Below are 25165 nucleotides of genomic sequence, written 5' to 3'. Positions count from 1 at the left end.
TTGCGTCTAAAAAATAAAAATCATCGCTATGGGCTGGGAAGAACAAAGGGGTTGGGATGTCAAGATATCGTACGTTTACTGCGGCTGATGCTGTGGAATATGCGCGCCAGCACGGGCAACTGGCCGAGCCACAGGAATTGGTCAGTGCTGATGAGATTGGTGACGGTAATCTGAATCTGGTGTTTAAGGTTCGCGATCGTGCCGGTGTGAGCCGGGTGATCGTCAAGCAGGCGTTGCCGTATGTGCGTTGTGTCGGGGAATCTTGGCCATTGACGCTGGATCGGGCGCGCATTGAAGCGGAAACCCTGCTGGTTCATGGTGCTTTATGCCCACGTCATACGGTGCAGGTGTTGCATCACGACTCTGAATTGGCGGTGATGGTGCAGGAAGATCTTTCCGACCACCATATCTGGCGCAGTGAACTGGTGAAAGGGCGTTATTATCCGTTGGCTGCTGGGCAACTGGCGGAATATCTGGCAAAAACGCTGTTTCATACCTCTGATTTTTACCAGGCGGCGCAGGAGAAAAAAGCGGAAGTCAGCCGTTTTGCCAACCCGGAACTGTGTCAGATCACCGAAGATTTATTTTTCACCGATCCTTACATTGACCATGAACGTAATCATTTTGACGAGGCGTTACTGCCGCAGGTCAGGGAACTGCGTACTGATGCTGCGCTGAAATTGGCGGTTGCCGAGTTAAAGCACCATTTTCTGAGCAAGGCCGAGGCGCTGCTGCACGGGGATATTCACAGCGGTTCGATTTTTGTTGCAGAAGGAAAACTGAAAGCCATTGATGCCGAGTTTGGTTTCTATGGGCCGATTGGGTTTGATATCGGCACGGCGTTGGGCAACCTGCTGCTGAATTATTGTGGTTTACCGGGGTTGGTTGGCCTGCGCGAGGCCGCCGCTGGGCGTGAACAACGCTTACAGGACATACGTGAACTGTGGCTGATCTTTGCCGATCGTTTCTTAATGCTTTGTCATCAACACACTCGCGATGCGGCACTGGCAGTGCCGGGTTATGCCGAGCAGTTCTTACAGCATGTGTGGCAGGATGCAGTAGGGTATGCGGGAACTGAACTGGTCCGCCGCACTATCGGGTTGGCACATGTGGCCGATCTGGAGGGGATCAGCGATCCTGAGATGCGTGCCGAATGCCAGCGCAGTGCGCTTAGCCTGGGCAGGATGTTGATCGTCAATGCTGCACAGATTGAACACATTGATGCCTTGCTGGTGCGTATCCGTCAACAGGGTTGAAGCATCAAGAAAAAGGGGCGATGAATATCGCCCCTTTGGGATCAACAATAACTAAATGTTATGCCGCCTCAGTTTGCTGTTGGCGCTTTTCTTTCTTTACCGGCTTCTCCGGTTTCTGCGCCGCCAGAGCTTCAGGGGCAAAGTCATCAACGTTGATCGAACGTAAGCGGCTTTCCTCGGCTTTCACCAGGATCTTCGCCTCATCGGCATTGATTTTGCCTTCATCCAACGCACGCTGTGCCAGGCGATCCAACCTTGTAAACGGCAGCTCTTTACCCGCTTGTTTAGAAAGGCGCTGATGGATAGGTTCGGCAGCCATCACGTCGGCCAGTGCGGCCTCCAGCAAGCCAATCGGGTTATGCTCACTGGGTGTCAGATACTGACCACGGCCTATGCGGCTGCGGGTAGCAGAAGGTTGCTGAATGATCTGTGCCAGTTGGTGGTCAAGACGGTCTGAAGGCGCATGCTGCACGCGGCCAAGCGGGAAAATCACCAAACGCATGGCACCGGCGATAAAGCGATTCGGGAAATTACGCAATAAATCATCCAGCGCTTGTTCTGCCTGATTCAGGCTGTCTTGCACGCCCCAATGAACCAATGGCAAATCTTCTTGGTGGCGGCCTTCATCTTCATAGCGTTTCAGTGCCGCTGAGGCCAGATACATCTGGCTGAGTACATCCCCTAAGCGGGCAGAGATACGTTCACGGCGTTTCAGGCTGCCACCTAGCACGCCCATGGAAACGTCAGACAGTAGAGCCAGGTTGGCGCTTAGACGGTTCAGTTGCTGATAGTAGCGGCGGGTTGCATCTTTGGTCGGGCTGCTACTGGTGCGGCCGTTGGTCAGGCCAAGCCACAGGCTGCGTATTTTATTGCTGCCGACGTGGCCTAAATGGCCGAACAGCGCTTTATCGAACGCAGGTAAATCGTTATTTTGTGCTGCCGCCATTTCAGCCAAGACGTAAGGATGGCAGCGGATTGCCCCCTGGCCGAAGATCATCATGGTCCGGGTCAGAATATTGGCCCCTTCCACGGTAATGGCGATAGGCGCCCCTTGGTAGGCACGAGCCAAGAAGTTAGACTCGCCCAGCATAATGCCTTTACCCCCGGTGATATCCATCGCATCAATAATGGCTTGCTGACCACGGTGGGTGCAGTGGTATTTAACGATGGCTGACAGTACCGCCGGTTTTTCGCCCTGCATTAGCGCATAGGTAATCAGCGAAGCGGCGGCGTCCATCACATAGGTGTTACCGGCAATGCGCGCCAGCGGTTCTTCGATCCCTTCCATCTTACCGATAGAGATTTTGAACTGACGGCGGATGTGGGCGTAGGCACCGGTTGCCATTGCAATGGACTTCAGGCTGCCAGTAGAGTTGGAAGGCAGAGTGATTCCACGCCCGACAGACAGGCACTCAACCAGCATACGCCAGCCCTGGCCTGCCATTTTTGGCCCGCCGATGATGTAATCAATGGGCACGAACACGTCGTTGCCGCAGGTAGGGCCATTCTGGAACGGTACGTTGAGCGGGAAATGGCGGTTACCGATTTCTACCCCGGGCGTATTGGTTGGGATCAGGGCGCAGGTAATGCCGGGAGAGGCGTTATCGCTCAGCAGATGATCCGGGTCATGCAGCTTGAATGCCAGGCCGAGTACGGTGGCAATGGGGGCCAGAGTGATGTAGCGCTTGTTCCAGGTCAGGCGCATGCCCAGTACTTGTTGGCCCTGCCATTCGCCCATGCAGACGGTGCCGATATCTGGAATGGCCCCGGCATCGGAGCCAGCCTCAGGGCTGGTCAGTGCAAAACAAGGGATTTCGTCGCCGCGCGCCAAGCCCGGCAGGTAGTGATTTTTCTGTTCTTCAGTACCATAGTGTTGCAGCAATTCGCCTGGGCCGAGGGAGTTAGGGACGCCAACGGTGATAGCTAGAATACCGGAGACACCCGCCAGCTTTTGCAACACACGAGCTTGTGCATAGGGGGAAAATTCCAAACCGCCATACTCTTTCTTGATGATCATCGCGAAGAAGCGGTGTTCTTTCAGATAAGCCCACAATTCTGGCGGCAAATCGGCCAGTTCGTGCGTAATCTGGAAGTCATTCGCCATGCGGCAGGCTTCTTCTACCGGGCCATCAATAAATGCCTGCTCTTCATCCGTCAACTTGGGTTGAGGGTAGTTGTGCAGCTTGTTCCAGTCTGGTTGGCCACGGAATAGATCACCTTCCCACCAAGTGGTTCCGGCATCGATTGCTTCTTTTTCCGTGGTGGACATTGGGGGCATGACTTGGCGAAAGGCGCCTAAAGCCGGTGCAGAAAATAGCGAACGGCGCAATGAAGTGATATTCAGCGGTAGCAGGAGGAGCAAGAACGGCAGCAACATCCAATAGCTCCACAGGCCAATAGCCCCCAAGGCTGCCGTGTAAACCAGCAGAATGGCACTACTGAATACCAAGTTTACTCGGTGATAAAACACCACACCAATAAGTGCGAGTAAAACAACGATACTGAGAACCATCATAAGAAGCTCCAAGGTAGTAAGAGGTCTGACCTGTTTGTGGGTATATATTGGTTGTAGTCTACACGTGGGGTTTTATCAATATATTTACACTTTAATTACAACTCGTGTCACAAACTGACAGCACCCACGGCTAAAAACCTTTTTTCTAGCTCAACACATATGCTGTTTTTTTCACAGTACTTCTCGGTTTTTCTTCGATCCGGTACACTGCTATACCCAAAATGCTTGGAGTTACAGCCAATAACGCTGTGGTTTCAAGTAATAAGGGTATAAGCGAAAGATTGACGATGCCAAAGCAAAAAAGAGGCTATCTCTATGTACCATGATTTAATTCGCAGTGAACTGAATGAAGCGGCTGATACGTTGGCAAAATTCCTCAGTGATGATGCCAATATCGATGCCATCCAATGTGCGGCGGTTTTACTGGCCGATGCTTTTAAAGCGGGTGGTAAAGTGATTTCCTGCGGTAACGGGGGCTCTCACTGTGATGCCATGCATTTCGCAGAAGAATTAACCGGGCGTTATCGTGAAAATCGCCCTGGTTACCCAGCTATCGCGATCTCTGATGTTAGCCATCTTTCCTGCGTCGGTAACGATTTTGGCTACGACTATGTTTTCTCACGCTATGTAGAAGCGGTTGGCAGGGAAGGAGATGTGCTGTTAGGCATTTCGACTTCGGGTAATTCTGGCAATATTATCAAGGCCATTGAGGCGGCACGTGCCAAAGGGATGAAAGTGATCACTCTGACGGGCAAAGACGGTGGTAAAATGGCCGGTTCAGCCGATGTGGAAATCCGTGTTCCGCACTTTGGCTATGCTGATCGTATTCAGGAAATCCATATTAAGGCCATCCATATCTTGATTCAGCTAATTGAAAAAGAGATGGTCAAAGCCTGATGGGTTTAAACGGGGTTCAGCCGATGAACCCTTAATGAACCGGTGGTGGAACTCACATGTCGGGCGCTCCTGGTTGCCTGGTACATAGTGAGTCAGTGTGGTTAAGGAGTGGCTTTCGATGTGTGAACTGCTCGGGATGAGTGCAAACGTGCCAACCGATATCTGCTTTAGTTTTACCGGGCTGGTTCAGCGCGGTGGCGGTACAGGGCCACATAAAGATGGCTGGGGCATTACCTTCTATGAAGGGAATGGCTGCCGTACATTCAAAGATCCTAAGCCGAGTTTCAATTCACCGATCGCCCGTTTGGTGCAGGAATACCCGATCAAGTCCTGCGCGGTGGTTTCTCATATTCGCCAGGCTAACCGTGGTGAAGTGGCGCTGGAAAATACGCATCCGTTTACCCGTGAGCTGTGGGGGCGCAACTGGACGTATGCTCATAACGGCCAACTTAAAGGATATCGCCAATTACCTACTGGCAATTTTCGCCCAGTAGGGCAGACAGACAGCGAGTATGCTTTCTGCTGGCTGCTGCATCAACTGGCGCTGAAATACCCGCGCACGCCCAGTAACTGGCCTGCGGTGTTCCGTTATATCGCCTCGCTTGCCGGCCAACTGCGGCAGAAGGGGGTATTCAATATGCTGTTGTCGGACGGGCGCTTCGTTATGGCTTATTGTTCAACCAATCTTTACTGGATCACCCGGCGTGCGCCCTTTGGTAAAGCCACGTTGCTGGATCAGGATGTCGAGATTGATTTTCAGCGGCAAACCACGCCGGATGACGTGGTCACGGTCATTGCGACTCAACCGCTAACGGGCAATGAAACCTGGCACAAAATTGCGCCAGGCGAGTTTGGCTTATTTTACTACGGTGAGCGGCTTGCTTTGGGAGAGCGAGTTAGCGTCAAGCGTTGACGCATATTGCGTTGGCTGACCACTGCCGGTAACAGGCTGAGTTAGGACGTATTGACCGTTAGCCACCCCGACCGTAGGGGGCTGGCGGTGTTTGGCGAAGTAGTCATAACCGGGTTTTAACTGCTGCCAGAAGCGGATGTGGCTGGAGTTACGGTGGCGCTGCAGGTTCTGCTCGGTCATGCGGAATGGATAAATACTGATACTTACCTGGGTTTGACCATAGGCAAATGCCGTTTCCACATAACGATAAATCTCATCCATATAGGTATTGGTCATTGCGTAGCAACCAACGGATTTACATTCGCCGTGGATCATCAGATAGGCGCCAGAATATCCCTGTGCCTTATCATAATCATTTGGGAAACCGATATTGATGGCCCGGTAATATTTGCTGTTGGGTTTCAGGCTGCGCACGTCAACGCTATAAAAACCTTCCGGGCTTTTAAAGTCGCCTTCGCGGCGTTTCGGGCCCAGGCCACCAGAGAAATTGCAGATAGGGTAAGTATTCACCAAACGGAATTCATTCCCCATTTTGGCATACAATTCCAGCTTGCGTTCTTCTTTGAATATTTGGATATAGACGGGCGAACCCAATAATTGCTGTTTAACTAACGGTGATTCTGGCGTTTGCTCGCTGGCGCTGCAAGCCGTGATCATTGGTATACAAAATAGCATCGCAAACAACAGCGCGATTTTGCTCATCATTATTCCTGCTTATTATCTATCTGCTGGTTCAGAGAATGCGACTAGCATGCCACTGACTGAGGTCATTACATTAATTACCCGCCAGATTACCAGTGTGTTTTTTTTTAGCAATACATCAAGTGTATAAAAAAACTACAGGCATCGATAAAAGTGAATTGACTGACAGGTTTTAACGATAAGTATAGAACAATTGCTGGGTTTTAATTGTGTTTGCTTGACTCAGGTCACTAGATAGCACGGAAAAATGTAGCCGAAAATGTTAATATCCTGCGGTCATTTCACGGTTAGCGGTTCTTGGCTAAATGAATGGAGTGATAATTGAGTGAGATATGCTCATCACTCACTTTGTCTTGATAATAATGCTTTAACATATTGGGGCATATTCGGTATTGTTAAATAGGCTCACTGGCGCTGGTGTTCACATGATGGAACCGGGCAGTGTGAAAGTTTCACGTTGAGCATGATTTTGTCGCGCTCATCCCGAGGTTGTTACGGCAATTTCACCACCCAGGCATTGTCTTTGCCGCTCTCTCGGGCCGGTTAAGGCGTGTGAAAATTTAAAACATCGTGTACATCCTATGATCAGAATCAGAAAAGGGTTAGATCTGCCGATAGCCGGAATACCGTCTCAGGTGATCCAGGACGGCCCCGTTATCACGCGTGTGGCACTGCTTGGCCAAGAGTATGTTGGCATGCGTCCTTCTATGCTGGTGCAGGAAGGTGAACGTGTCAAAAAAGGTCAGGCGTTGTTCGAAGATAAAAAGAATCCTGGCGTTTTCTTCACTGCGCCAGCCTGCGGGCAGATTACCGCTATTCATCGTGGCGAGCGCCGTGTGCTGCAAGCGGTGGTGATCGATATCGAAAACGAGGGGGATGAGCAGGTAGAGCTTGCCAGCTATCAGCCCGCTGATTTGCCAGGATTGCCACGCGAACAGGTTGAACGCGATCTGCTTGCCAGTGGTTTGTGGGTGGCGCTGCGCACCCGCCCATTCAGCAAAGCACCTCGCCCTGGCACGGCACCGCGTGCGATTTTCGTGAATGCTATGGATACTCAACCATTGGCAGCCGATCCTCTGGTTATCATTGCTGAACAGCAGGCGGCATTTAATGCCGGGCTGACGGTGTTGGCCCGCCTGACCGATGGCAAAGTGCAGGTCTGCCATGCGGCAGGTTCCAAATTGGCGGTGCAGAGTGGCGCACAGCTCAACTATAACGAGTTTGCTGGCCCGCACCCTGCCGGATTAGTGGGTACGCACATACATTTCCTTGAGCCCGTCAGCCTCAAAAAGTTTGTCTGGCATATCGGTTATCAAGACGTTATTGCCATCGGTACGCAGTTTACCACCGGCAAACTCGACACCCGCCGTATCGTGGCGCTGGCCGGGCCACAGGTGGAACAACCTATTCTGTTACGCACTCGTTTGGGAGCCAGCCTGGATGAATTGACCGCAGGGCGGCTGAAAGCCGGGGAAAACCGCGTAATTTCAGGGTCGGTGCTGAGTGGTACTCATGCCAGAGGGGCAAACGCCTGGCTTGGCCGTTTCCATACGCAGGTTTCTGTATTGCTGGAAGGGCGTGAGAAAGAACTGTTTGGCTGGATTGCTCCAGCATCCGATAAATTTTCTATTACCCGAACCACGCTGGGGCACTTCCTGAAGAACAAACTATTTGCCTTTTCGACCACCACCAACGGCGGTGAGCGTTCGATGGTGCCTATTGGTAATTATGAGCGCGTCATGCCGCTGGATATTTTGCCCACTCATTTATTACGCGATCTGTTGTCAGGGGATACCGACAGCGCTCAGGCGTTGGGCTGCTTGGAACTGGATGAAGAAGATCTGGCGTTGTGCACTTTCGTCTGCCCTGGCAAGTATGAGTATGGCCCGGTACTGCGTGACGTATTGACCAAGATTGAGCGAGAAGGATAATCGATGGGCCTGAAGAACTTTATTGACAAAATCGAGCATCACTTCATGCCAGGCGGCAAGCTGGAAAAGTGGTATCCGCTGTTTGAAGCGACGGCGACGGTATTCTATACCCCTGGCACGGTCACTCGTGGCGCTTCGCATGTGCGCGATGCTATCGATCTGAAACGCATGATGATCCTGGTGTGGCTGGCGGTATTCCCGGCGATGTTCTGGGGGATGTACAACGTCGGCCAGCAGGCTATTCCGGCTTTGCACCATCTGTACAGCGGTGAGCAGTTTCAAGTGGTGTTGTCGAATGACTGGCATTACCGCCTGGCGCAGTGGCTGGGGGCATCATTAAACTCCAATGCGGGCTGGATCAGCAAGATGGTGCTCGGTGCTACCTACTTTGTGCCGATTTACGCCGTGGCCTTTCTGGTAGGGGGCTTCTGGGAAGTGCTGTTTGCGATGATTCGCAGACATGAGATTAACGAAGGGTTCTTCGTCACTTCCATTCTGTTTGCACTGATTGTGCCACCAACGTTGCCTCTGTGGCAGGCGGCGCTGGGTATCACCTTTGGGGTGGTGATCGCCAAGGAGATCTTTGGCGGAACCGGGCGCAATTTTCTTAACCCGGCGTTGGCGGGGCGTGCTTTCCTGTTTTTTGCTTACCCGGCCCAGATTTCTGGCGATCTGGTGTGGACGTCTGCGGATGGCTTTTCCGGAGCCACGCCGCTGTCGCAGTGGAGTGCGGGCGGTGCTGACGCATTGATCAACACCGTTACCGGGCAGCCGATTAGCTGGATGGATGCGTTTATGGGCAACATCCCTGGTTCGATCGGGGAAGTATCTACGCTGATGATCCTGATTGGCGGCGCGATCATTTTGTTTGGCCGCGTGGCTTCCTGGCGCATTGTGGCTGGGGTGATGCTCGGTATGATCGCCACCGTTTATCTGTTCAATGCTATCGGTTCAACCACCAATCCGATGTTTGCCATGCCGTGGTACTGGCATCTGGTGCTTGGGGGCTTTGCCTTCGGCATGATCTTTATGGCCACCGACCCGGTTTCGGCTTCGTTTACCGATAAAGGGAAATGGTGGTATGGCATCTTGATCGGCGTGATGTGCATGCTGATCCGAGTGGTCAATCCGGCCTATCCAGAAGGCATGATGCTGGCGATCCTGTTCGCCAACCTGTTTGCACCGCTGTTCGATTACCTGGTAGTGCAGGCCAACATCAAGCGGAGAAAAGCCCGTGGCGAATGAATCTAAAAATGACAGCATCGGCAAAACGCTGCTGGTCGTCCTGCTGTTGTGTCTGGTGTGCTCTGTGGTGGTGGCGGGTTCCGCCGTCGGTTTGAAAGAGCGGCAGCAGGAACAGCGGTTGTTGGATAAACAACGCAATATCCTTGACGTAGCGGGTCTGCTGGTGCGGGGGATGAGCGGCGAGCAGGTTCATGAAATATTTAGCAAGCGTATTGAAGCACGCCTGCTGGATCTGAATAGCGGTGAGTTTGTGCCGGGCGATAATAGCAATTTTGATCTGGCGGCTGCTCTGCGTAGCGATGCCAGCAGCATCGCTTTACCGGCCAGTAAAGATCTGGCCGGGATTCGCCGCCGCAGCAACCAGGCGGAAATCTATCTGGTACGTGATGACACTGGTGCGGTGAGCAAAATCATACTGCCGGTATACGGCACCGGGCTGTGGTCGATGATGTACGCTTTTGTGGCGGTGGATGCTGATGGCAACACGGTACGAGGCCTCAGCTTCTACCAGCACGGGGAAACGCCAGGGCTGGGGGGGGAAATCCAAAACCCTAACTGGCGGGCGCAGTGGGTGGGTAGGCAGCTGTTTGATGCAAACGGCAACCCGGCGATTCGCATTGTGCACAGTGGGGGGCGCTCAGGGGATATTCATGCGGTAGATGGCTTGTCCGGTGCGACGCTCACCACCAATGGTGTGCAAAATATCTTTAATTTCTGGCTGGGCGAGCATGGTTTTGGCCCATTCCTGCAAAGAGTCCGTGAAGGAGCCCTGAAGAATGGCTGATTCCAAAGAGATTAAGCGGGTTTTGCTAGGGCCGCTGTTCGACAATAATCCGATTGCCTTGCAGGTGCTGGGGGTTTGTTCGGCGCTGGCGGTGACCACCAAGCTGGAAACCGCAGTGGTGATGACGTTGGCGGTAACGCTGGTGACTGCGTTTTCCAGCTTCTTCATTTCACTGATTCGCCACCATATTCCCAACAGCGTGCGCATCATTGTGCAAATGACGATCATCGCTTCGCTGGTGATCGTGGTTGATCAACTGCTGCGTGCGTATGCGTTTGAGATTTCCAAGCAGTTGTCGGTATTTGTTGGCCTGATTATCACCAACTGCATTGTGATGGGGCGTGCGGAAGCTTACGCGATGAAATCGCCGCCAATCGAAAGTTTTATGGATGGGATTGGTAATGGTCTAGGGTACGGCGTGATCCTGATCCTGGTTGGCTTCCTGCGTGAGCTGATCGGTTCTGGCATGTTGTTCGATATACCAGTATTGGTGACGGTGCAGAATGGTGGTTGGTATCAGCCAAACGGCCTGTTTCTGTTGGCGCCGAGCGCGTTCTTTATCATCGGCCTGTTGATCTGGGGACTGCGTACCTTGAAGCCAGAGCAGACAGAAAAGGAGTAACTGCCGATGGGGCATTATGTCAGTCTGTTTGTTCGCGCGGTGTTTATTGAAAACATGGCGTTGGCGTTTTTCCTCGGGATGTGTACCTTTCTGGCCGTGTCGAAAAAGGTGTCTACGGCTTTTAGCTTGGGGATAGCGGTAACTCTGGTGCTCGGTATTTCCGTGCCGCTGAACAATCTGGTCTATAACCTGGTTCTGCGTGACGGTGCGTTGGTGGAAGGTGTTGATTTGGGGTTCCTCAATTTCATCACTTTTATTGGTGTGATTGCCGCTCTGGTGCAGATTCTGGAGATGGTGCTCGATCGCTTCTTTCCTGCACTGTATAACGCCCTTGGTATCTTCCTACCGTTGATTACCGTGAACTGTGCCATCTTCGGTGGTGTGTCTTTCATGGTGCAGCGTGATTACAACTTTGTGGAATCCGTGGTGTATGGCTTTGGTTCCGGCATCGGTTGGATGTTGGCGATTGTCGCCATGGCGGGTATCCGCGAAAAACTGAAGTATGCCGATGTACCGGCCAGGTTACGTGGTCTGGGCATTACCTTTATTGCCACCGGGCTGATGGCGTTGGGCTTTATGTCCTTCTCCGGCGTTCAGTTATAAAGGCGGGAAGTATTTATGGAAATTATTTTAGGTGTCACCATGTTTACCGGCATCGTTATGGTGCTGGCATTGCTGATTTTGTTTGCCAAATCCAAATTGGTGAATGCCGGTGACATTGCCGTTGAGGTTAATGGCGAAAAAGATAAAAGTTTTACCGCTCCGGCGGGGGACAAGCTGCTTAACATGCTCTCCAACCAAGGGATCTTTATTTCCTCGGCCTGCGGCGGCGGTGGTTCCTGTGGCCAATGCCGGGTAGTGATCAAAGAAGGCGGCGGTGACATTTTGCCCACTGAGCTTTCCCATATCAGCAAGCATGATGCGAAAGAGGGTTGCCGCCTGGCGTGCCAGGTAAATGTGAAGCAGGATCTCAAGATCGAACTGCCAGAAGATATTTTTGGCGTGAAGAAATGGGATTGTGAAGTCATTTCTAACGATAACAAAGCCACCTTTATCAAAGAACTGGTACTGAAAATCCCTGATGGCGAAGATGTGCCATTCCGTGCCGGTGGGTTTATCCAGATTGAAGCGCCCGCGCATGAGGTCAGTTATGCAGATTTTGACGTGCCGCAGGAATACCGTAGTGATTGGGATAAGTTCAACCTGTTCCGCTACCGTTCAGTTGTGAAAGACACAACGGTGCGAGCCTACTCGATGGCTAACTACCCGGATGAAAAAGGCATCATCATGCTTAATGTGCGGATCTCTACCCCGCCACCCAATAACCCTGATGTGCCGCCGGGCATTATGTCTTCTTATATCTGGTCACTAAAAGCGGGTGATAAGGTGACTATTTCTGGGCCGTTTGGCGAGTTTTTTGCCAAAGAAACCGAAGCTGAAATGGTGTTTGTTGGTGGCGGAGCCGGTATGGCACCGATGCGTTCACACATTTTTGATCAGTTAAAGCGTCTGCAATCCAAGCGCAAGATAACCTTCTGGTACGGTGCCCGCTCACTGCGCGAAATGTTCTATGAGGATGATTTTAATCATCTGCAAGAAGAAAACGAGAACTTCACCTGGCATGTGGCGCTTTCCGATCCGCAGCCGGAAGATAACTGGTCTGGCTATACCGGTTTTATCCATAATGTCCTGCTGGAAAATTATCTGAAGAACCACCCGGCACCGGAAGACTGCGAATTTTATATGTGTGGGCCGCCGATGATGAATGCGGCCGTGATCAAGATGTTGAAAGATCTGGGCGTTGAAGACGATAACATCATGCTCGATGACTTTGGTGGTTAACAGGCGGTTGAGAATGAAGTTCTGGATGATGATAGTGGTGCTTGCTGCCACTGCGTTGCTGGCAGGTTGTGGGCCGAAGCAGGAAAATCTCGATGGCAAGACCATGGGAACCTACTATTCGATCCGTTTTATTCCTGGCAAAGCCACTCCAGCAATGGAAACGCTGCGGGTAGGCATTGATAAACAGCTGGAACAGGTTAACGATCAGATGTCCACCTACCTGCCGGATTCAGAACTGAGCCGTTTTAACGCCAGCCGCGCCGTGAACAAACCGTTTCCGGTTTCTGCCGCCACTCTGGAAGTGGTGCTGGAGGCGTTGCGCCTCAACCGAGTCACCGATGGGGCGCTGGATGTGACCGTCGGGCCATTGGTGAATTTGTGGGGATTCGGTGCAGAAGGGCGGCCGAATAAAGTGCCCAGCGTTGCCGAACTGGAGCAGCGCCGCCGTTGGACGGGGATCGACAAGCTGTCGGTTGAAGGCAATGCCTTGGTGAAGCATATCCCGGAACTGTATATCGATCTGTCTTCTATCGCCAAGGGTTATGGTGTTGATGTTATTGCCCAATACCTGCAATCACAGCATATCGAAAACTATATGGTTGATATCGGTGGTGAAGTGCGTACTCGTGGTGTTAATGGTGAGAGCAAGCCGTGGCGTATTGCCATTGAACGCCCAACGGCCAGTGCGGAACAGAAAGTTCATCTGGTGATTGAACCGGGTGAAATGTCTATCGCTACCTCTGGCGATTATCGTAATTACTTCGAACAGGATGGAATGCGCTATTCTCATACTATCGACCCATCCACCGGTAAGCCGATCGATCATAATCTGGTATCAATTACCGTGATTAATCCGCAGTGTATGACAGCTGACGGCCTGGCTACCGGGTTGAATGTGCTGGGCCCAGAGCGGGGGATGGCGCTGGCAAATCTGCTGGATATCCCGGTATTTATGATGGTGAAAACCGCCGAGGGTTTTGAAGAACGCTATTCTGAGGCGTTTAAACCCTATCTGAAAAAAAGTGAGTGAGGCCGTTATGCTGACGATATTCGTTGCCTCGTTTGTGCTGTTTCTGCTGGTTATTGGCGGCATGTCGCTTGGGTATGTATTCCGGCGCAAAACCTTACAGGGGAGCTGTGGGGGGATTACTGCGCTAGGCATGGAGAAAGTCTGCGATTGCCCAGATCCCTGTGATGCACGCAAAAAACGCCTGGCGAAAGAGGCGCGGCGGCGTGAGCAACTGGAAAAATACCGTATCTTATAACACTTGCATATCAAGGGGTTCTGTATACAGAGCCTCTTATCTTAGCTAATCCGATCATTTGCACGTTTGCTTTCCTGATAATTAACTGTATATTTAAACAGTATTGTGGGAGGGCAAGATGCGTAAAATCATTCATGTTGATATGGATTGCTTCTTCGCAGCGGTGGAAATGCGCGACGATCCCAGCCTGCGTGATATTCCGTTAGCGATTGGGGGCAGCGCCGCTCAGCGTGGGGTGATTAGCACTGCCAACTATCCCGCTCGCCGCTATGGGATACATAGCGCGATGTCTACCGCCATGGCTTTTAAGCTTTGCCCGCATCTGAAATTGTTACCGGGGCGAATGGCGGCTTATAAAGAAGCCTCATTGCATATTCGCGATATTTTTGCCCGCTATACCTCACTGATTGAACCACTCTCGCTGGATGAAGCCTATCTGGACGTAAGCGACAGCAGGCAATGCAATGGTTCAGCTACCTTGATTGCTCAAGAGATCCGCCAGACGATTGCGGCTGAATTGAATCTCACCGCTTCGGCCGGCGTTGCGCCAATCAAGTTTCTTGCCAAAATCGCCTCGGAATTGAATAAACCCAACGGGCAGTATGTGATTACACCGGCGCAGATGCCGGAATTTTTGCGGCAACTGCCGCTCGGTAAGATCCCTGGCGTTGGAAAAGTGACTGCTAAACGGCTAGAGGAAGTGGGGTTACTCACCTGTGCTGATGTACAGAAATACGATCTGGCGGCTTTGTTAAAGCGCTTTGGCAAATTTGGCCGGGTGCTCTGGGAACGCTGCCAGGGTATTGATGAGCGAGAGGTTTCCCCCGATCGTTTACGTAAATCGGTTGGCGTTGAGCGCACGTTGGCAGTAGACATTCATCGGTGGCAGGAGTGCGAAACACTGATTGTCAACAAACTGTACCCTGAACTGGAGATGCGGCTGCGCAAGGTGAAACCGGATCTGCATATCGCCCGGCAAGGTGTGAAGCTGAAGTTTCAGGATTTTCAGCAGACCACGCAGGAACATATCTGGCCGGTATTGAATAAGGAAGATTTGCTCAAAGTTGCTCGCCAGGTATGGCAGGAACGGCGAGAAGGGCGCGGCGTGCGGCTGGTTGGGCTGCATGTCACGCTGCTGGACCCTCAACTTGAGCGGCAATTGGTTTTAACGTGGGAGTGATTCCGCAATTGTATAGATAAGGGCACATTATTGCGCCCTTACCGTGGGGAGGAATCAGAAGCTCCTAGACAGAGCCGACAATATTACCCGCTTACCCGCGCTCAGGAATTGCTTTCAGCAATGCGGTCAACAGTTGCCAGTATTGCCCAACGCTGGCGATATGCACCCGCTCATCCGGTGAATGCGGCCCGGTGATGGTTGGCCCAATTGACACCATATCCATATTCGGGTAAGGCTTTTTGAACAAACCACATTCTAGCCCGGCGTGGATCACCATGATATTCGGCGTTTTATTAAACAACTTCTGGTAGGTTTCGCGTACCAACTGCATGACCGGTGAACTGGCATCCGGCTGCCAGCCAGGATAACCGCCCTTCGGCGCAACCTGTGCGTTAGCCAGTTGGCCGAGTGCTGTCAGCATCTCCACCACATAATCTTTACCGCTATCGATCAAGGAACGGATCAGGCAGATGATCTCGGCTTCTTTTTCGCTGGTGGTGACGATGCCAACGTTCAGCGAAGTTTCCACTACACCTTCTATCGCATCACTCATGCGGATCACCCCATTAGGTGTGCCGTTCAGCAGTGCGACAAAGCGGTTCTGGCTGTCGGTGGTGAGAGCCTGCGTTGGGCCAGTGACAGGGTTCAGCAGCACGGTAATATTTTTTTCTTTCGCGGCCAGCTCGTTTGTCAAAGTCTCCAGATAACGCTGGCTCAGGGCTTTCAGAGCATCTGTTTTGGCCGCGGGCACGGCAACTATCGCTGAAGCTTCACGTGGGATCGCGTTGCGCAGCGTACCGCCGTTGAAATCCAGCAGGCGCAGTTCCAATTCTTGGGTGTGGGCAAACAGGAAACGCGCCAGCAGTTTGTTGGCATTACCCAAACCATGATGAATACCTACGCCAGAATGCCCGCCTCTCAGCCCTTTGAGCGTCAATTCTAAGGTCTGATAGCCAGCAGGCAGCGCTTCACGTTGCAACGGTAAAGTAGTGATAAAATCAATACCCCCTGCGCAGCCGACATAGACTTCCCCTTCTTCTTCGGAGTCGGTGTTGATCAGAATATCAGCCTGCAACCAGTTGGATTGCAGCCCAAAAGCACCATCCATACCGGCTTCTTCGGTCATGGTCAACAGCACTTCCAATGGACCATGCTCAACACTTTCATCGGCCAAGACGGCCAACGCAGAGGCCATACCGATACCATTATCCGCCCCTAGCGTGGTGCCACGGGCTTTTATCCATTCACCGTCGATATAAGGTTGAATCGGATCTTTCGCAAAGTCGTGAACGGTATCGTTATTCTTTTGCGGCACCATATCGAGGTGGGCCTGCAAGGCGACGGGCTTGCGGTTTTCCATGCCTTTGGTTGCGGGTTTACGCAGCAGGATGTTACCTACCCGATCGCGCTCGGCATGCAGATTTTTTTCTTTGGCCCAATTGAGAATATGTTGTGCCAGTGCTTCTTCATGATAAGAAGGGTGTGGGATAGAACAGATCTTGGCGAAAATATCCCACAGCGGCTGTGGCGAAAGTTGAGACAATTCAGACACTATCAGTCTCCTGTAACAGTATTCCCGGCAGAGGAAATACTGTGCGGTTAAAGGGGGAATATCAGTGCTTCGTGGCACGATGCCAAGAGAATATCACTTTATGCCTTGCCAGCGGTGCTGGATGCGGAACTTATTGTGCTGTTTGGCCGCTTGTATACACCGCTTTGCCGGGTATTGAATGACCTAAACAGCATCAATCACTTCAATAGATATCAGACAAAATACTGATGAATTCCTCGGTTCAACTGGTATTCAGGGCGGTCAGTCTCTATAATCTCGCGCAACCTTTTTTCCCCTTGATTACTGAGCAAGCCACATTCAACTGCTGGCCGGGACTACATGCTATGAGCGAAAAATACGTTGTTACTTGGGATATGTTGCAAATGCAAGCGCGCAAACTGGCTCACCGCCTGCTGCCTGCTGAACAGTGGAAAGGCATTATTGCTGTCAGCCGTGGTGGTTTAGTGCCTGCTTCTTTGCTGGCGCGTGAGTTAAGTATCCGCTATGTGGATACCGTGTGTATTTCCAGCTACGACCATGACAACCAGCGCGAGATGAAGGTACTCAAACGTGCCGAAGGCGATGGGGAAGGCTTTATTGTGGTTGACGATCTGGTGGATACCGGCGGCACTGCGAAAGCGATTCGCGAAATGTATCCGAAAGCCCACTTTGTGACTATTTTTGCCAAACCAGCAGGTCGCCCGCTGGTTGATGATTATGTGGTGGATATCCCGCAAGATACCTGGATTGAGCAACCCTGGGATATGGGCGTAACCTTCGTGCCACCTATCGGCGGCCGCTGAGTTCAGTTAAAAACGCCTGGTAATGCCAGGCGTTGCTATTATGAGTTCGCGAAGCTCTGTAAATTCCTGCCATTCTGCTGGGAGAGTTTGGTTTCAGCCGCCAGAGTTAGGTACACTAGCACCAGACATTTCGGCTGTTTACTATCCGTTGCCTTTCAAGCAGCACTGTTACTTGTGTGAGTTCACCTCCGTCACTTACCGGAACGATGAACGGGTTGAGTACCTGACTGCAACTTGAAATCCATAGGGTATCAGCCTTGCTGCAAGATTTTTGGAGGCTGTTGTTACCATGGCACAAGCCAACCTTTCTGAAGTATTGTTCAAACCTTCATTCAAACACGTCGAAACTTCGACGCTGGTATCGCGTGCCCATCATGTGGTGGGGGCGGATATGCATTCCCCATTGGACGGTGATACAGGTAACAACTGGTATCGCATGCTCAACCATCTGTTATGGACCTGGCGCGGTATTGACCCGTTGGAAATCAGTGAAGTATTGGCGCGCATTGCCGTTTCCAATGCGGAACACAGCGACGAGCATCTGCTGGACACCGTAGTGGGCTACCGTAACGGTAACTGGATTTATGAGTGGGTGCGTCAGGGCATGAAATGGCAGCAGCGGGCGCTGGCACAGGCAGATCCGTTGGTAGGCGGGCAGTATTGGTTAAATGCCGCCAATTTATACAGTATTGCCGGTTATCCGCATCTGAAAGGGGATGAACTGGCTGAACAGGCAGAAGTCCTCTCCAATCGTGCTTATGAAGAAGCTGCGTTATTGCTGCCGTATCAGCTCAAAGAGCTGGAGTTTGCCATCGAAGGGGGCAGTGCGATCACCGGATTCCTGCATATGCCGGAGAACGGGCAGGCACCGTACCCCACGGTATTGATGTGTGGCAGCCTCGATACATTGCAAACCGATTATCACCGCCTGTTCCGCGATTACCTGGCACCATTGGGGATTGCCATGCTGACCATTGATATGCCTTCTATCGGCTCGTCATACAAATGGAAACTGACGCAGGATTCCAGTTTCCTGCATCAGCAGGTGTTAGCGCAATTATCTGCGGTGCCGTGGATTGATCATCAACGTGTTACTGCGTTTGGTTTCCGTTTTGGGGCTAATGTGGCGGTACGTTTAGCCTATCTGGAAGCACACCGATTGCGTGGCGTGGCGTGCGTTGGCCCGGTAGTACACAGCCTGCTGTGCGAAGCTCAATGCCAAGAGTATGTGCCCGATATGTATATGGATGTGCTGGCGAGCCGTATGGGGATGTCCAGCGCTTCTGATAATGTGTTGAAGACCGAGCTGAGCCGCTATTCACTGAAAACGCAGGGGTTGCTAGGCCGCCGTTGCCCAACGCCGATGCTGGCAGCTTACTGGGATGGCGATCCACTCAGCCCGAAAAAGGAAGCTCAATTGATCGCTTCATCTTCGCTGAACGGTAAACTGATCGCAGTCCCGCGCACACCGGTTTACGAGAGCTTCGATCACGCGTTACGGCAAATCAGTAACTGGCTAAAAGATAAAATGCGTTAATCAGTTGCTAATTTTCAACAGTTTGTTAAAAAGAGAAGTTCTACATTGAGGAGGTTGAAGAATGACGTTACCAAGTGGCCATCCTAAAAGCCGGTTAATGAAACGTTTTGCCAGCCTGGGGCCTTATCTGCGTGAAGGCAAATGTGAAAATGATGGTTTTTTCTTTGATTGTTTAGCGGTTTGCGTCAACGTAAAACCTGCGCCGGAAAAGCGTGAGTTTTGGGGATGGTGGCTTGAATTACAGACCGAGCACTCCCGTTGTACTTATACCTACCATTTCGGCCTGTTCAACAAAGAAGGGCAGTGGAAGGCTGAAAAGATTAAAGATGATGAAGTAAAAGAAAAGCTGGAAACGACGCTGCGCGATTTTCATCATCGTTTGGGGGAACTGTTAGCCGGTATGGAACTGACGCTGGCACCTGCCGATGATTTTAATGAAGAACCGATAAAACTTTCCGCCTAGATCATTTTCATTCCATTTATTGCGCTGAAATCGCGTCATGCCTGTTGGCATGACGCTTCTCTCCTGTTACAAAGTTCTATGCATTTCCTTCTTCTTCCAACGGTAGAGATATTATGAACGGCAGCCAGACATTGGTTGTGAAATTGGGTACCAGCGTGTTGACCGGTGGATCGCTGCGTCTGAATCGGGCCCATATAGTTGAACTGGTTCGCCAGTGTGCGCACCAGCATGCGTTGGGCCACCGCATTGTGATTGTCACTTCCGGGGCGATTGCTGCCGGGCGTGAGCATTTGGGCTATCCCGAACTCCCGGCCACCATCGCTTCCAAGCAATTGCTGGCAGCGGTAGGGCAAAGCCGCTTGATCCAGCTGTGGGAACAGTTGTTTTCTATTTATGGTATCCACATCGGGCAGATGTTGCTGACGCGTGCCGATCTGGAAGACAGAGAACGGTTTCTTAACGCGCGTGACACCATGAATGCTCTGTTGGATAACCGCATTGTGCCGGTGATCAACGAAAACGACGCAGTGGCTACCGCAGAGATCAAGGTGGGGGATAACGACAACCTCTCGGCACTGGCCGCCATTCTGGCTGGGGCGGATAAACTGCTGTTGCTGACCGATCAGCAGGGTTTATACACCGCCGATCCGCGCCATAACCCCACAGCGGAGTTGATCCGTGAAGTGCACGGCATTGATGACACGCTGCGTGCCATTGCGGGTGACAGCGTATCTGGCCTTGGCACCGGGGGCATGGGTACCAAATTACAGGCTGCTGATGTGGCCTGCCGTGCGGGGATTGATGTGATCATCGCGGCGGGCAGCAAGCCGGGCGTGGTTGCCGATGTGATTGAAGGCAAACCGGTAGGAACCCGTTTCCATGCGTTGGAAACGCCGCTGGAGAATCGCAAACGCTGGATCTTTGGCGCACCGCCAGCGGGTGAAATCACCGTTGATGATGGCGCCGTTGAGGCGATCATGGCGCGCGGTAGCTCACTGCTGCCCAAAGGGATACGCGAAGTGAAAGGGGATTTCTCCCGTGGCGAAGTCATCCGTATTCTCAATCTGGCGGGGCGCGATCTGGCCCACGGTGTCAGCCGTTATAACAGCGATGCGATGCGTATGATTGCGGGGCATCACTCGCAGGAAATCAGTGAAATTCTGGGTTATGAATATGGCCCGGTGGCGGTTCACCGTGACGATATGATTGTATACCCGAAGGATTCCAAGCTGTAAGTCAAGGTAACCCCTTGCCGGAAAGGGATAAGTTAAGGAGAGAACATGCTTGAGCAGATGGGGAAGGCCGCAAAACAGGCTTCCTGGCAACTGGCGATGCTAAGTACAGCAAGGAAAAATCAGGTGCTGGCGGTAATGGCCGATCGGCTGGAAGCCAACAGTGAAGTGATTCTGCAGGCGAATGAACAGGACATGGCACAGGCGCGTGAGCTTGGAATGAGTGAGGCGTTGCTGGATCGGCTGTTGCTGACTCCCACACGCCTGGCAGCCATTGCCAACGATGTGCGCCAGGTATGCCGGTTGAGCGATCCGGTTGGCCGTGTGTTGGAGGGTAACCTGTTGGACAGCGGCCTGAAACTGGAGCGCCGCTGTGTGCCGCTCGGTGTGATTGGGGTGATTTATGAGGCGCGCCCCAATGTTACTGTCGATGTTGCCAGCCTTTGCCTGAAAACCGGTAACGCAGTGATTTTGCGCGGTGGCAAAGAGACGCATCATACCAACCAGGCAATGGTGAAAGTGATCCAGCAAGCGTTGGAACAATGTGGCCTGCCAGCCGCTGCCGTACAGGCGATTGAGAACCCGGATCGCGCATTGGTGAATGAACTGCTGCGCCTGGATCGCTATGTCGACATGCTGATTCCACGGGGTGGTGCCAGTTTGCACAAACTGTGCCGTGAGCACTCAACCATTCCGGTGATCACCGGGGGGATTGGAGTATGCCATATCTACGTGGATGATTGCGTGGAGTATGACAAGGCGCTGATGGTGATCGAAAATGCCAAGATCCAGCGGCCAAGTGCCTGTAACTCGGTAGAAACGCTGCTGGTCAACCGGACTATCGCCAATAGTTTCCTGCCTGCGTTGAGTGCGCGTATGGCGGCGTTAGGGGTGAGATTGCACGCCAGTGATAATGCGATGCCTTTGTTGCATGACGGCCCGGCGCAGGTCGTGGCGGTAGAAGCGAAAGAGTATGACGATGAATGGTTGTCTCTGGATATGAATGTGACGCTGGTGGAGGATATCGATCAAGCCATTTCGCATATCCGTACCCATGGCACCAGCCACTCTGATGCGATTTTGACGCGTTCGCTAAGCAATGCCGAGCATTTTGTGCGCGCGGTGGATTCCGCCGCAGTGTACGTGAATGCCAGCACGCGTTTTACCGACGGCGGCCAGTTTGGCCTGGGAGCTGAGGTGGCGGTGAGCACCCAGAAACTGCATGCGCGTGGCCCGATGGGGCTGGATGCGTTAACGACCTATAAATGGATTGGTTACGGCGACGATCTGGTTCGCAGCTGACGCTTTGGCCGATTTCGGATAATTAAGCTGAAAGACAAGGGTACAGCATGCTGTGCCCTTGTTGTATTTGAGGATAGGCCAAGGAAGCAGCATACTTATTTGAAAACTATTAAGCACCTGGCCCGTAAACAATCTGCTTTTCACGCTTGATTGTGTGAAATGAAAAGGTCATCAAGGCCTTTATCGAAAATATATGTTCTACTCATTGGAATCACTACCAAGCCGTTTATGGGTGATCCTGACATTGGTTTCTCCATTGTCCCACAGTTTCCTTTCTTATACCGTGCAGCTTAATAATAAGATTAATTTATAGCGATATTATTTTTTAGCTTTAGCTATTATTGTGCTAAGTAAAGATAATAAATGTATTTTCAACCGTCCTTGTTCGTTGTTAATAAATTGTTTGCGCCAATTAGATATACTTTATTCTCAATGGTGATTAAGAGAAATAAACTAAAAAATATAATCTAAAGGCATTAGTATTTTTCACTATAAAATGATTATTGATAACGATAAAGGATAAAGTCATGTTGAGGGATAGTGCTTTTCTACTGGGGTTATTCAGTGTATTTATATTTGTGCCTGACGCTCAAGCGGATTCATCTTTACCGAGTGAAGTCCGCGTTGCTTATGGCGGTAGCTCACAGGTCTTGGTGCTGGCGAAAGTTGATGGTTCATTAGAGAAAGCGCTCAATACCAAAGTGAAATGGGTGCAATTTGCCACCGGTGCTGATGCGTTGGGGTATTTCGCTAGTGACGCTATTGATATAGCCAATATAGGTTCCAGCCCGGCGGTTGCTGGGCTGGTTCGTAAATTGCCGATTGAAATTATGGGTATCTCTGGTGTTATTGCTACCTCTGAGCGCCTTATTGCTAAACAACCGATCGCCACATTAAAGGATATTGAAGGTAAACGAGTCGCTTATCCTCCTAATTCCACCGCACAATATGCATTAGATGCTGCTATTGCGGTTTATCATATTGATCGTAATAAAGTGACATTGATTCCATTGCGCCCGGCAGAGATGGTGGCCGCTTGGAAACGTGGAGATATTGATGCGGGTTATGTTTGGGCACCTTTTGCGCAGGAATTAGAAGTCTCTGGTGGGCGAGCGGTATTTGCGACCAAACAACTCCAGCAGGATGGCTATCTGATTTATAACAATTATGTCGTCAGAACCGCATTTGCCAAAGCCTATCCCAAGTTATTAAGCCAATTTCTGCAAGTTCATCAACAGAAAGTGGAGGAGTTCAAGCGCGACCCGATAAAAGCGGCGGCTATTGTAGCGCAGGATGTCGGCGCGCCAGTGGCCACGGCCACCCATACCTTATCGGGCCTGGAATACCCAACGCTGCAACAACAAACCACTACACAGTGGTTAGGCAATGGCTCGGCAACGGATCACAGCGGCATCGGCCAAGCGGTGCACAAAACGGCAGATTTTTTGGCAAGCATTGGCGAAGTGCGTAAGCGTGATATTCCTGCAACGTTTGAGAATGGCATTAATGTCAGTTACTTAAAGCAGGCAATTGCGGCACAGGCGCAATAACGGGCTATTTATGAATCGAGTGCAGCATAGTGCGTTAAGCGTTGGGGCCGTTATTTTATTTTTCTTGCTGTGGCTGGTGGTGGGGGCGGAGCAGTGGATTGATCCGCTGTTGCTACCGCCCTTATCCGATATTGCGTTAACGGCCGGGGAGTTGGTGCAGGAAGGGTATCGGCAGGTGCCATTGTGGCAACACATTGCTGCCAGCATGGCTCGGGCATTGAGTGCGTTCGCCGTGGCGATCGTTATCGGTGTGCCATTGGGGTTACTTATGGGGTTATGTGGCCCGATGGCGGCGCTGCTTAATCCGTTTATTCAGTTTCTGCGGCCATTACCCAAAATAGCCTTGATCCCGCTGGCCGTTGTTTGGTTGGGGATTGGTGAATCATCCAAATTTTTCCTGATTTTTATTGCCACTTTTCTCAGCGTTGTGGTTGGCGCGGGTGCAGCGGTTGAACGCATCGGGCGGGCACGCATTCGTGTTGCCCAAACGTTGGGAGCCAGCCGCCGCCAGGTTTTTTTTCGCGTGGTGTTACCTGATACATTGCCTGAATTATTTACCGTGGTGCGTTTATCCATCGGCATTGGCTGGACTTCATTGATCGCGGCGGAAATGGTGGCAGCCACCTCAGGGTTAGGGTGGATGGTGATTAATGCCAGTTCGTACTTACGTACCGACATTGTGATGTTGGGTATCCTGTTATTGGGGGGGATCGGCTATCTGCTTGATCTGCTGGTTGTTGGCCTGCAACGGATGCTGGTGCCGTGGGCCGGGAGAGAGTAATGCAAACGATGGCGGCTATTGAAATAAATCAGATTAATTTGAGTTTCCCCGCTAAACAGGGGCAGCAACAGGTGTTGGAAGATATCTCTTTGGTGCTAGAGCAGGGGGAGTTTGTTGTTCTGCTGGGGCCATCCGGGTGCGGTAAGTCAACCATTCTTAATCTGATTGCCGGGTTTACACACCCAGACAGTGGCAAGGTTCATTGCCAGGGGAAATCGATTGCAGCACCAGGGCCGGATCGGGGCATGGTGTTTCAGCAGGCAAATTTATTTCCGTGGTTAACGGTGCGCGACAATGTCTCTTTTGGCCTGCGGATGCAAGGCGCGGCACCGGAGCGAGTGCAGGCAGAAGTGCAGAAATTTCTGCAACTGGTGGGTTTGCAAGCGTTTGCCGATCACTATCCCTGGCAATTATCCGGTGGCATGAAGCAGCGGGCCGCGATGGCCAGAGCCTGGTTGCCTAACCCTGATGTGTTGCTGATGGATGAACCCTTCGGGGCTCTGGACGCACAAACCCGGTTAATGATGCAGGAATTATTGCTATCCGCTTGGCAGCAAACGGGCACCACGATTTTGTTTGTGACCCATGACGTTGAAGAAGCGTTATTTCTGGCGGATCGGGTTCTTATCATGTCCGCACACCCAGGCCGTATCGTGGATGAAGTCAGGTTGCCCTTTGGGCGCCAGCGTGACATCGAAACGCTGGTTCAGGCCGAGGGTTATAGCGAAATTAAACAGCGGATACTGCATCGTGTCCGCAGTGAAGCCCGTCGCCATCTGAATAATTAACTCAA

At 51.7% G+C, this 25165-nt stretch carries 23 protein-coding genes; 20 read left to right on the top strand and 3 right to left on the bottom strand.

Annotated features, from left to right (window positions below):
* Positions 1 to 56 precede the first annotated feature (56 nt).
* Entirely contained in the window at positions 57 to 1256 is a 1200-nt protein-coding gene (mtnK, locus tag Z042_RS22270) for an S-methyl-5-thioribose kinase (RefSeq protein WP_024913776.1), read from the top strand.
* A gap of 58 nt (positions 1257 to 1314) precedes the next feature.
* Here the strand turns inward: mtnK and fadE are convergent, their stop codons facing one another.
* A complete protein-coding gene (gene fadE, locus Z042_RS22265) occupies positions 1315 to 3771 on the bottom strand; it encodes an acyl-CoA dehydrogenase FadE (RefSeq protein ID WP_024913777.1) in 2457 nt (818 codons plus the stop codon).
* A gap of 315 nt (positions 3772 to 4086) precedes the next feature.
* Between fadE and lpcA the strand changes: the two genes are divergently transcribed.
* The gene (lpcA, locus tag Z042_RS22260; RefSeq protein WP_024913778.1) at positions 4087 to 4668 is read left to right on the top strand and encodes a D-sedoheptulose 7-phosphate isomerase; all 582 of its coding nucleotides are present in this window, start codon (positions 4087 to 4089) and stop codon (positions 4666 to 4668) included.
* A 118-nt stretch (positions 4669 to 4786) separates the two neighbouring features.
* On the top strand, positions 4787 to 5581 hold the full coding sequence (locus Z042_RS22255; RefSeq protein ID WP_024913779.1) for a class II glutamine amidotransferase: 795 nt from the start codon (positions 4787 to 4789) through the stop codon (positions 5579 to 5581).
* Here the strand turns inward: Z042_RS22255 and dpaA are convergent.
* The gene (dpaA, locus tag Z042_RS22250) at positions 5525 to 6283 is read right to left on the bottom strand and encodes a peptidoglycan meso-diaminopimelic acid protein amidase (protein ID WP_024913780.1); all 759 of its coding nucleotides are present in this window, start codon (positions 6281 to 6283) and stop codon (positions 5525 to 5527) included. The two genes, Z042_RS22255 and dpaA, sit on opposite strands and share 57 nt — an antisense overlap.
* Before the next feature lie 581 nt (positions 6284 to 6864).
* On the opposite strand from dpaA, the gene Z042_RS22245 reads away from it, so the two are divergent.
* From Z042_RS22245 to dinB, 9 genes are all read left to right on the top strand, one after another.
* Complete coding sequence (locus tag Z042_RS22245) at positions 6865 to 8214, top strand: Na(+)-translocating NADH-quinone reductase subunit A (protein ID WP_024913781.1); 1350 nt, start codon at positions 6865 to 6867, stop codon at positions 8212 to 8214.
* 3 nt (positions 8215 to 8217) lie between these two features.
* Positions 8218 to 9459 carry an NADH:ubiquinone reductase (Na(+)-transporting) subunit B gene (locus tag Z042_RS22240; RefSeq protein WP_024913782.1) on the top strand — a complete coding sequence of 414 codons (1242 nt, stop codon included), beginning with the start codon at positions 8218 to 8220 and terminating at the stop codon, positions 9457 to 9459.
* On the top strand, positions 9449 to 10243 hold the full coding sequence (locus tag Z042_RS22235) for a Na(+)-translocating NADH-quinone reductase subunit C (protein WP_024913783.1): 795 nt from the start codon (positions 9449 to 9451) through the stop codon (positions 10241 to 10243). Before Z042_RS22240 ends, Z042_RS22235 begins: the two co-directional genes overlap by 11 nt.
* On the top strand, positions 10236 to 10865 hold the full coding sequence (locus tag Z042_RS22230) for an NADH:ubiquinone reductase (Na(+)-transporting) subunit D (protein WP_024913784.1): 630 nt from the start codon (positions 10236 to 10238) through the stop codon (positions 10863 to 10865). The genes Z042_RS22235 and Z042_RS22230 overlap by 8 nt, the downstream gene beginning before the upstream one ends.
* 6 nt (positions 10866 to 10871) lie before the next feature.
* Complete coding sequence (nqrE, locus tag Z042_RS22225) at positions 10872 to 11468, top strand: NADH:ubiquinone reductase (Na(+)-transporting) subunit E (RefSeq protein WP_024913785.1); 597 nt, start codon at positions 10872 to 10874, stop codon at positions 11466 to 11468.
* Positions 11469 to 11483: 15 nt separating this feature from the next.
* The gene (gene nqrF / locus Z042_RS22220) at positions 11484 to 12707 is read left to right on the top strand and encodes an NADH:ubiquinone reductase (Na(+)-transporting) subunit F (RefSeq protein ID WP_024913786.1); all 1224 of its coding nucleotides are present in this window, start codon (positions 11484 to 11486) and stop codon (positions 12705 to 12707) included.
* Between the two features lie 13 nt (positions 12708 to 12720).
* Positions 12721 to 13737: an FAD:protein FMN transferase gene (locus Z042_RS22215; RefSeq protein ID WP_236849202.1), complete on the top strand. Its 1017-nt coding sequence runs from the start codon at positions 12721 to 12723 to the stop codon at positions 13735 to 13737.
* Between the two features lie 7 nt (positions 13738 to 13744).
* Positions 13745 to 13972, top strand: coding sequence for a (Na+)-NQR maturation NqrM (gene nqrM / locus Z042_RS22210; RefSeq protein ID WP_024913788.1), 228 nt, complete (start codon positions 13745 to 13747; stop codon positions 13970 to 13972).
* 118 nt (positions 13973 to 14090) lie between these two features.
* Positions 14091 to 15152 (top strand): DNA polymerase IV, encoded by a 1062-nt coding sequence (dinB, locus tag Z042_RS22205; RefSeq protein ID WP_024913789.1) that lies wholly within the window; start codon positions 14091 to 14093, stop codon positions 15150 to 15152.
* 91 nt (positions 15153 to 15243) lie between these two features.
* Here dinB and pepD read toward each other — a convergent pair whose 3' ends face one another.
* Entirely contained in the window at positions 15244 to 16704 is a 1461-nt protein-coding gene (gene pepD, locus Z042_RS22200) for a beta-Ala-His dipeptidase (protein ID WP_024913790.1), read from the bottom strand.
* Between the two features lie 344 nt (positions 16705 to 17048).
* On the opposite strand from pepD, the gene gpt reads away from it, so the two are divergent.
* From gpt to Z042_RS22160, 8 genes are all read left to right on the top strand, one after another.
* Positions 17049 to 17507 carry a xanthine phosphoribosyltransferase gene (gene gpt, locus Z042_RS22195; RefSeq protein ID WP_024913791.1) on the top strand — a complete coding sequence of 153 codons (459 nt, stop codon included), beginning with the start codon at positions 17049 to 17051 and terminating at the stop codon, positions 17505 to 17507.
* Positions 17508 to 17796: 289 nt separating this feature from the next.
* Positions 17797 to 19044 (top strand): esterase FrsA, encoded by a 1248-nt coding sequence (gene frsA / locus Z042_RS22190; protein WP_024913792.1) that lies wholly within the window; start codon positions 17797 to 17799, stop codon positions 19042 to 19044.
* A gap of 61 nt (positions 19045 to 19105) precedes the next feature.
* The gene (gene crl, locus Z042_RS22185) at positions 19106 to 19507 is read left to right on the top strand and encodes a sigma factor-binding protein Crl (protein ID WP_024913793.1); all 402 of its coding nucleotides are present in this window, start codon (positions 19106 to 19108) and stop codon (positions 19505 to 19507) included.
* A 113-nt stretch (positions 19508 to 19620) separates the two neighbouring features.
* Positions 19621 to 20742 (top strand): glutamate 5-kinase, encoded by a 1122-nt coding sequence (gene proB, locus Z042_RS22180; RefSeq protein ID WP_024913794.1) that lies wholly within the window; start codon positions 19621 to 19623, stop codon positions 20740 to 20742.
* Between the two features lie 45 nt (positions 20743 to 20787).
* Complete coding sequence (gene proA / locus Z042_RS22175; RefSeq protein WP_024913795.1) at positions 20788 to 22041, top strand: glutamate-5-semialdehyde dehydrogenase; 1254 nt, start codon at positions 20788 to 20790, stop codon at positions 22039 to 22041.
* A 527-nt stretch (positions 22042 to 22568) separates the two neighbouring features.
* On the top strand, positions 22569 to 23591 hold the full coding sequence (locus tag Z042_RS22170; protein WP_037407171.1) for a taurine ABC transporter substrate-binding protein: 1023 nt from the start codon (positions 22569 to 22571) through the stop codon (positions 23589 to 23591).
* Positions 23592 to 23601: 10 nt separating this feature from the next.
* Positions 23602 to 24372 carry an ABC transporter permease gene (locus Z042_RS22165; protein ID WP_024913797.1) on the top strand — a complete coding sequence of 257 codons (771 nt, stop codon included), beginning with the start codon at positions 23602 to 23604 and terminating at the stop codon, positions 24370 to 24372.
* An 8-nt stretch (positions 24373 to 24380) separates the two neighbouring features.
* A complete protein-coding gene (locus tag Z042_RS22160) occupies positions 24381 to 25160 on the top strand; it encodes an ABC transporter ATP-binding protein (RefSeq protein ID WP_024913798.1) in 780 nt (259 codons plus the stop codon).
* The last annotated feature ends 5 nt before the right edge of the window (positions 25161 to 25165 follow it).

Source organism: Chania multitudinisentens RB-25, from assembly GCF_000520015.2.
Lineage (GTDB): Bacteria > Pseudomonadota > Gammaproteobacteria > Enterobacterales > Enterobacteriaceae > Chania > Chania multitudinisentens.
The sequence above is the reverse complement of the archived record's forward strand: the minus strand, read 5'-3'. Positions and strand labels throughout refer to the sequence as shown.

Coding starts and splice junctions, on each gene's coding strand:
- mtnK (WP_024913776.1), top strand. CDS start 57: ATGTCAAGATATCGTACGTTTACTGCGGCTGATGCTGTGGAATATGCG.
- fadE (WP_024913777.1), bottom strand. CDS start 3,771: ATGATGGTTCTCAGTATCGTTGTTTTACTCGCACTTATTGGTGTGGTG.
- lpcA (WP_024913778.1), top strand. CDS start 4,087: ATGTACCATGATTTAATTCGCAGTGAACTGAATGAAGCGGCTGATACG.
- Z042_RS22255 (WP_024913779.1), top strand. CDS start 4,787: ATGTGTGAACTGCTCGGGATGAGTGCAAACGTGCCAACCGATATCTGC.
- dpaA (WP_024913780.1), bottom strand. CDS start 6,283: ATGAGCAAAATCGCGCTGTTGTTTGCGATGCTATTTTGTATACCAATG.
- Z042_RS22245 (WP_024913781.1), top strand. CDS start 6,865: ATGATCAGAATCAGAAAAGGGTTAGATCTGCCGATAGCCGGAATACCG.
- Z042_RS22240 (WP_024913782.1), top strand. CDS start 8,218: ATGGGCCTGAAGAACTTTATTGACAAAATCGAGCATCACTTCATGCCA.
- Z042_RS22230 (WP_024913784.1), top strand. CDS start 10,236: ATGGCTGATTCCAAAGAGATTAAGCGGGTTTTGCTAGGGCCGCTGTTC.
- nqrE (WP_024913785.1), top strand. CDS start 10,872: ATGGGGCATTATGTCAGTCTGTTTGTTCGCGCGGTGTTTATTGAAAAC.
- nqrF (WP_024913786.1), top strand. CDS start 11,484: ATGGAAATTATTTTAGGTGTCACCATGTTTACCGGCATCGTTATGGTG.
- Z042_RS22215 (WP_236849202.1), top strand. CDS start 12,721: ATGAAGTTCTGGATGATGATAGTGGTGCTTGCTGCCACTGCGTTGCTG.
- nqrM (WP_024913788.1), top strand. CDS start 13,745: ATGCTGACGATATTCGTTGCCTCGTTTGTGCTGTTTCTGCTGGTTATT.
- dinB (WP_024913789.1), top strand. CDS start 14,091: ATGCGTAAAATCATTCATGTTGATATGGATTGCTTCTTCGCAGCGGTG.
- gpt (WP_024913791.1), top strand. CDS start 17,049: ATGAGCGAAAAATACGTTGTTACTTGGGATATGTTGCAAATGCAAGCG.
- frsA (WP_024913792.1), top strand. CDS start 17,797: ATGGCACAAGCCAACCTTTCTGAAGTATTGTTCAAACCTTCATTCAAA.
- crl (WP_024913793.1), top strand. CDS start 19,106: ATGACGTTACCAAGTGGCCATCCTAAAAGCCGGTTAATGAAACGTTTT.
- proB (WP_024913794.1), top strand. CDS start 19,621: ATGAACGGCAGCCAGACATTGGTTGTGAAATTGGGTACCAGCGTGTTG.
- proA (WP_024913795.1), top strand. CDS start 20,788: ATGCTTGAGCAGATGGGGAAGGCCGCAAAACAGGCTTCCTGGCAACTG.
- Z042_RS22170 (WP_037407171.1), top strand. CDS start 22,569: ATGTTGAGGGATAGTGCTTTTCTACTGGGGTTATTCAGTGTATTTATA.
- Z042_RS22165 (WP_024913797.1), top strand. CDS start 23,602: ATGAATCGAGTGCAGCATAGTGCGTTAAGCGTTGGGGCCGTTATTTTA.
- Z042_RS22160 (WP_024913798.1), top strand. CDS start 24,381: ATGGCGGCTATTGAAATAAATCAGATTAATTTGAGTTTCCCCGCTAAA.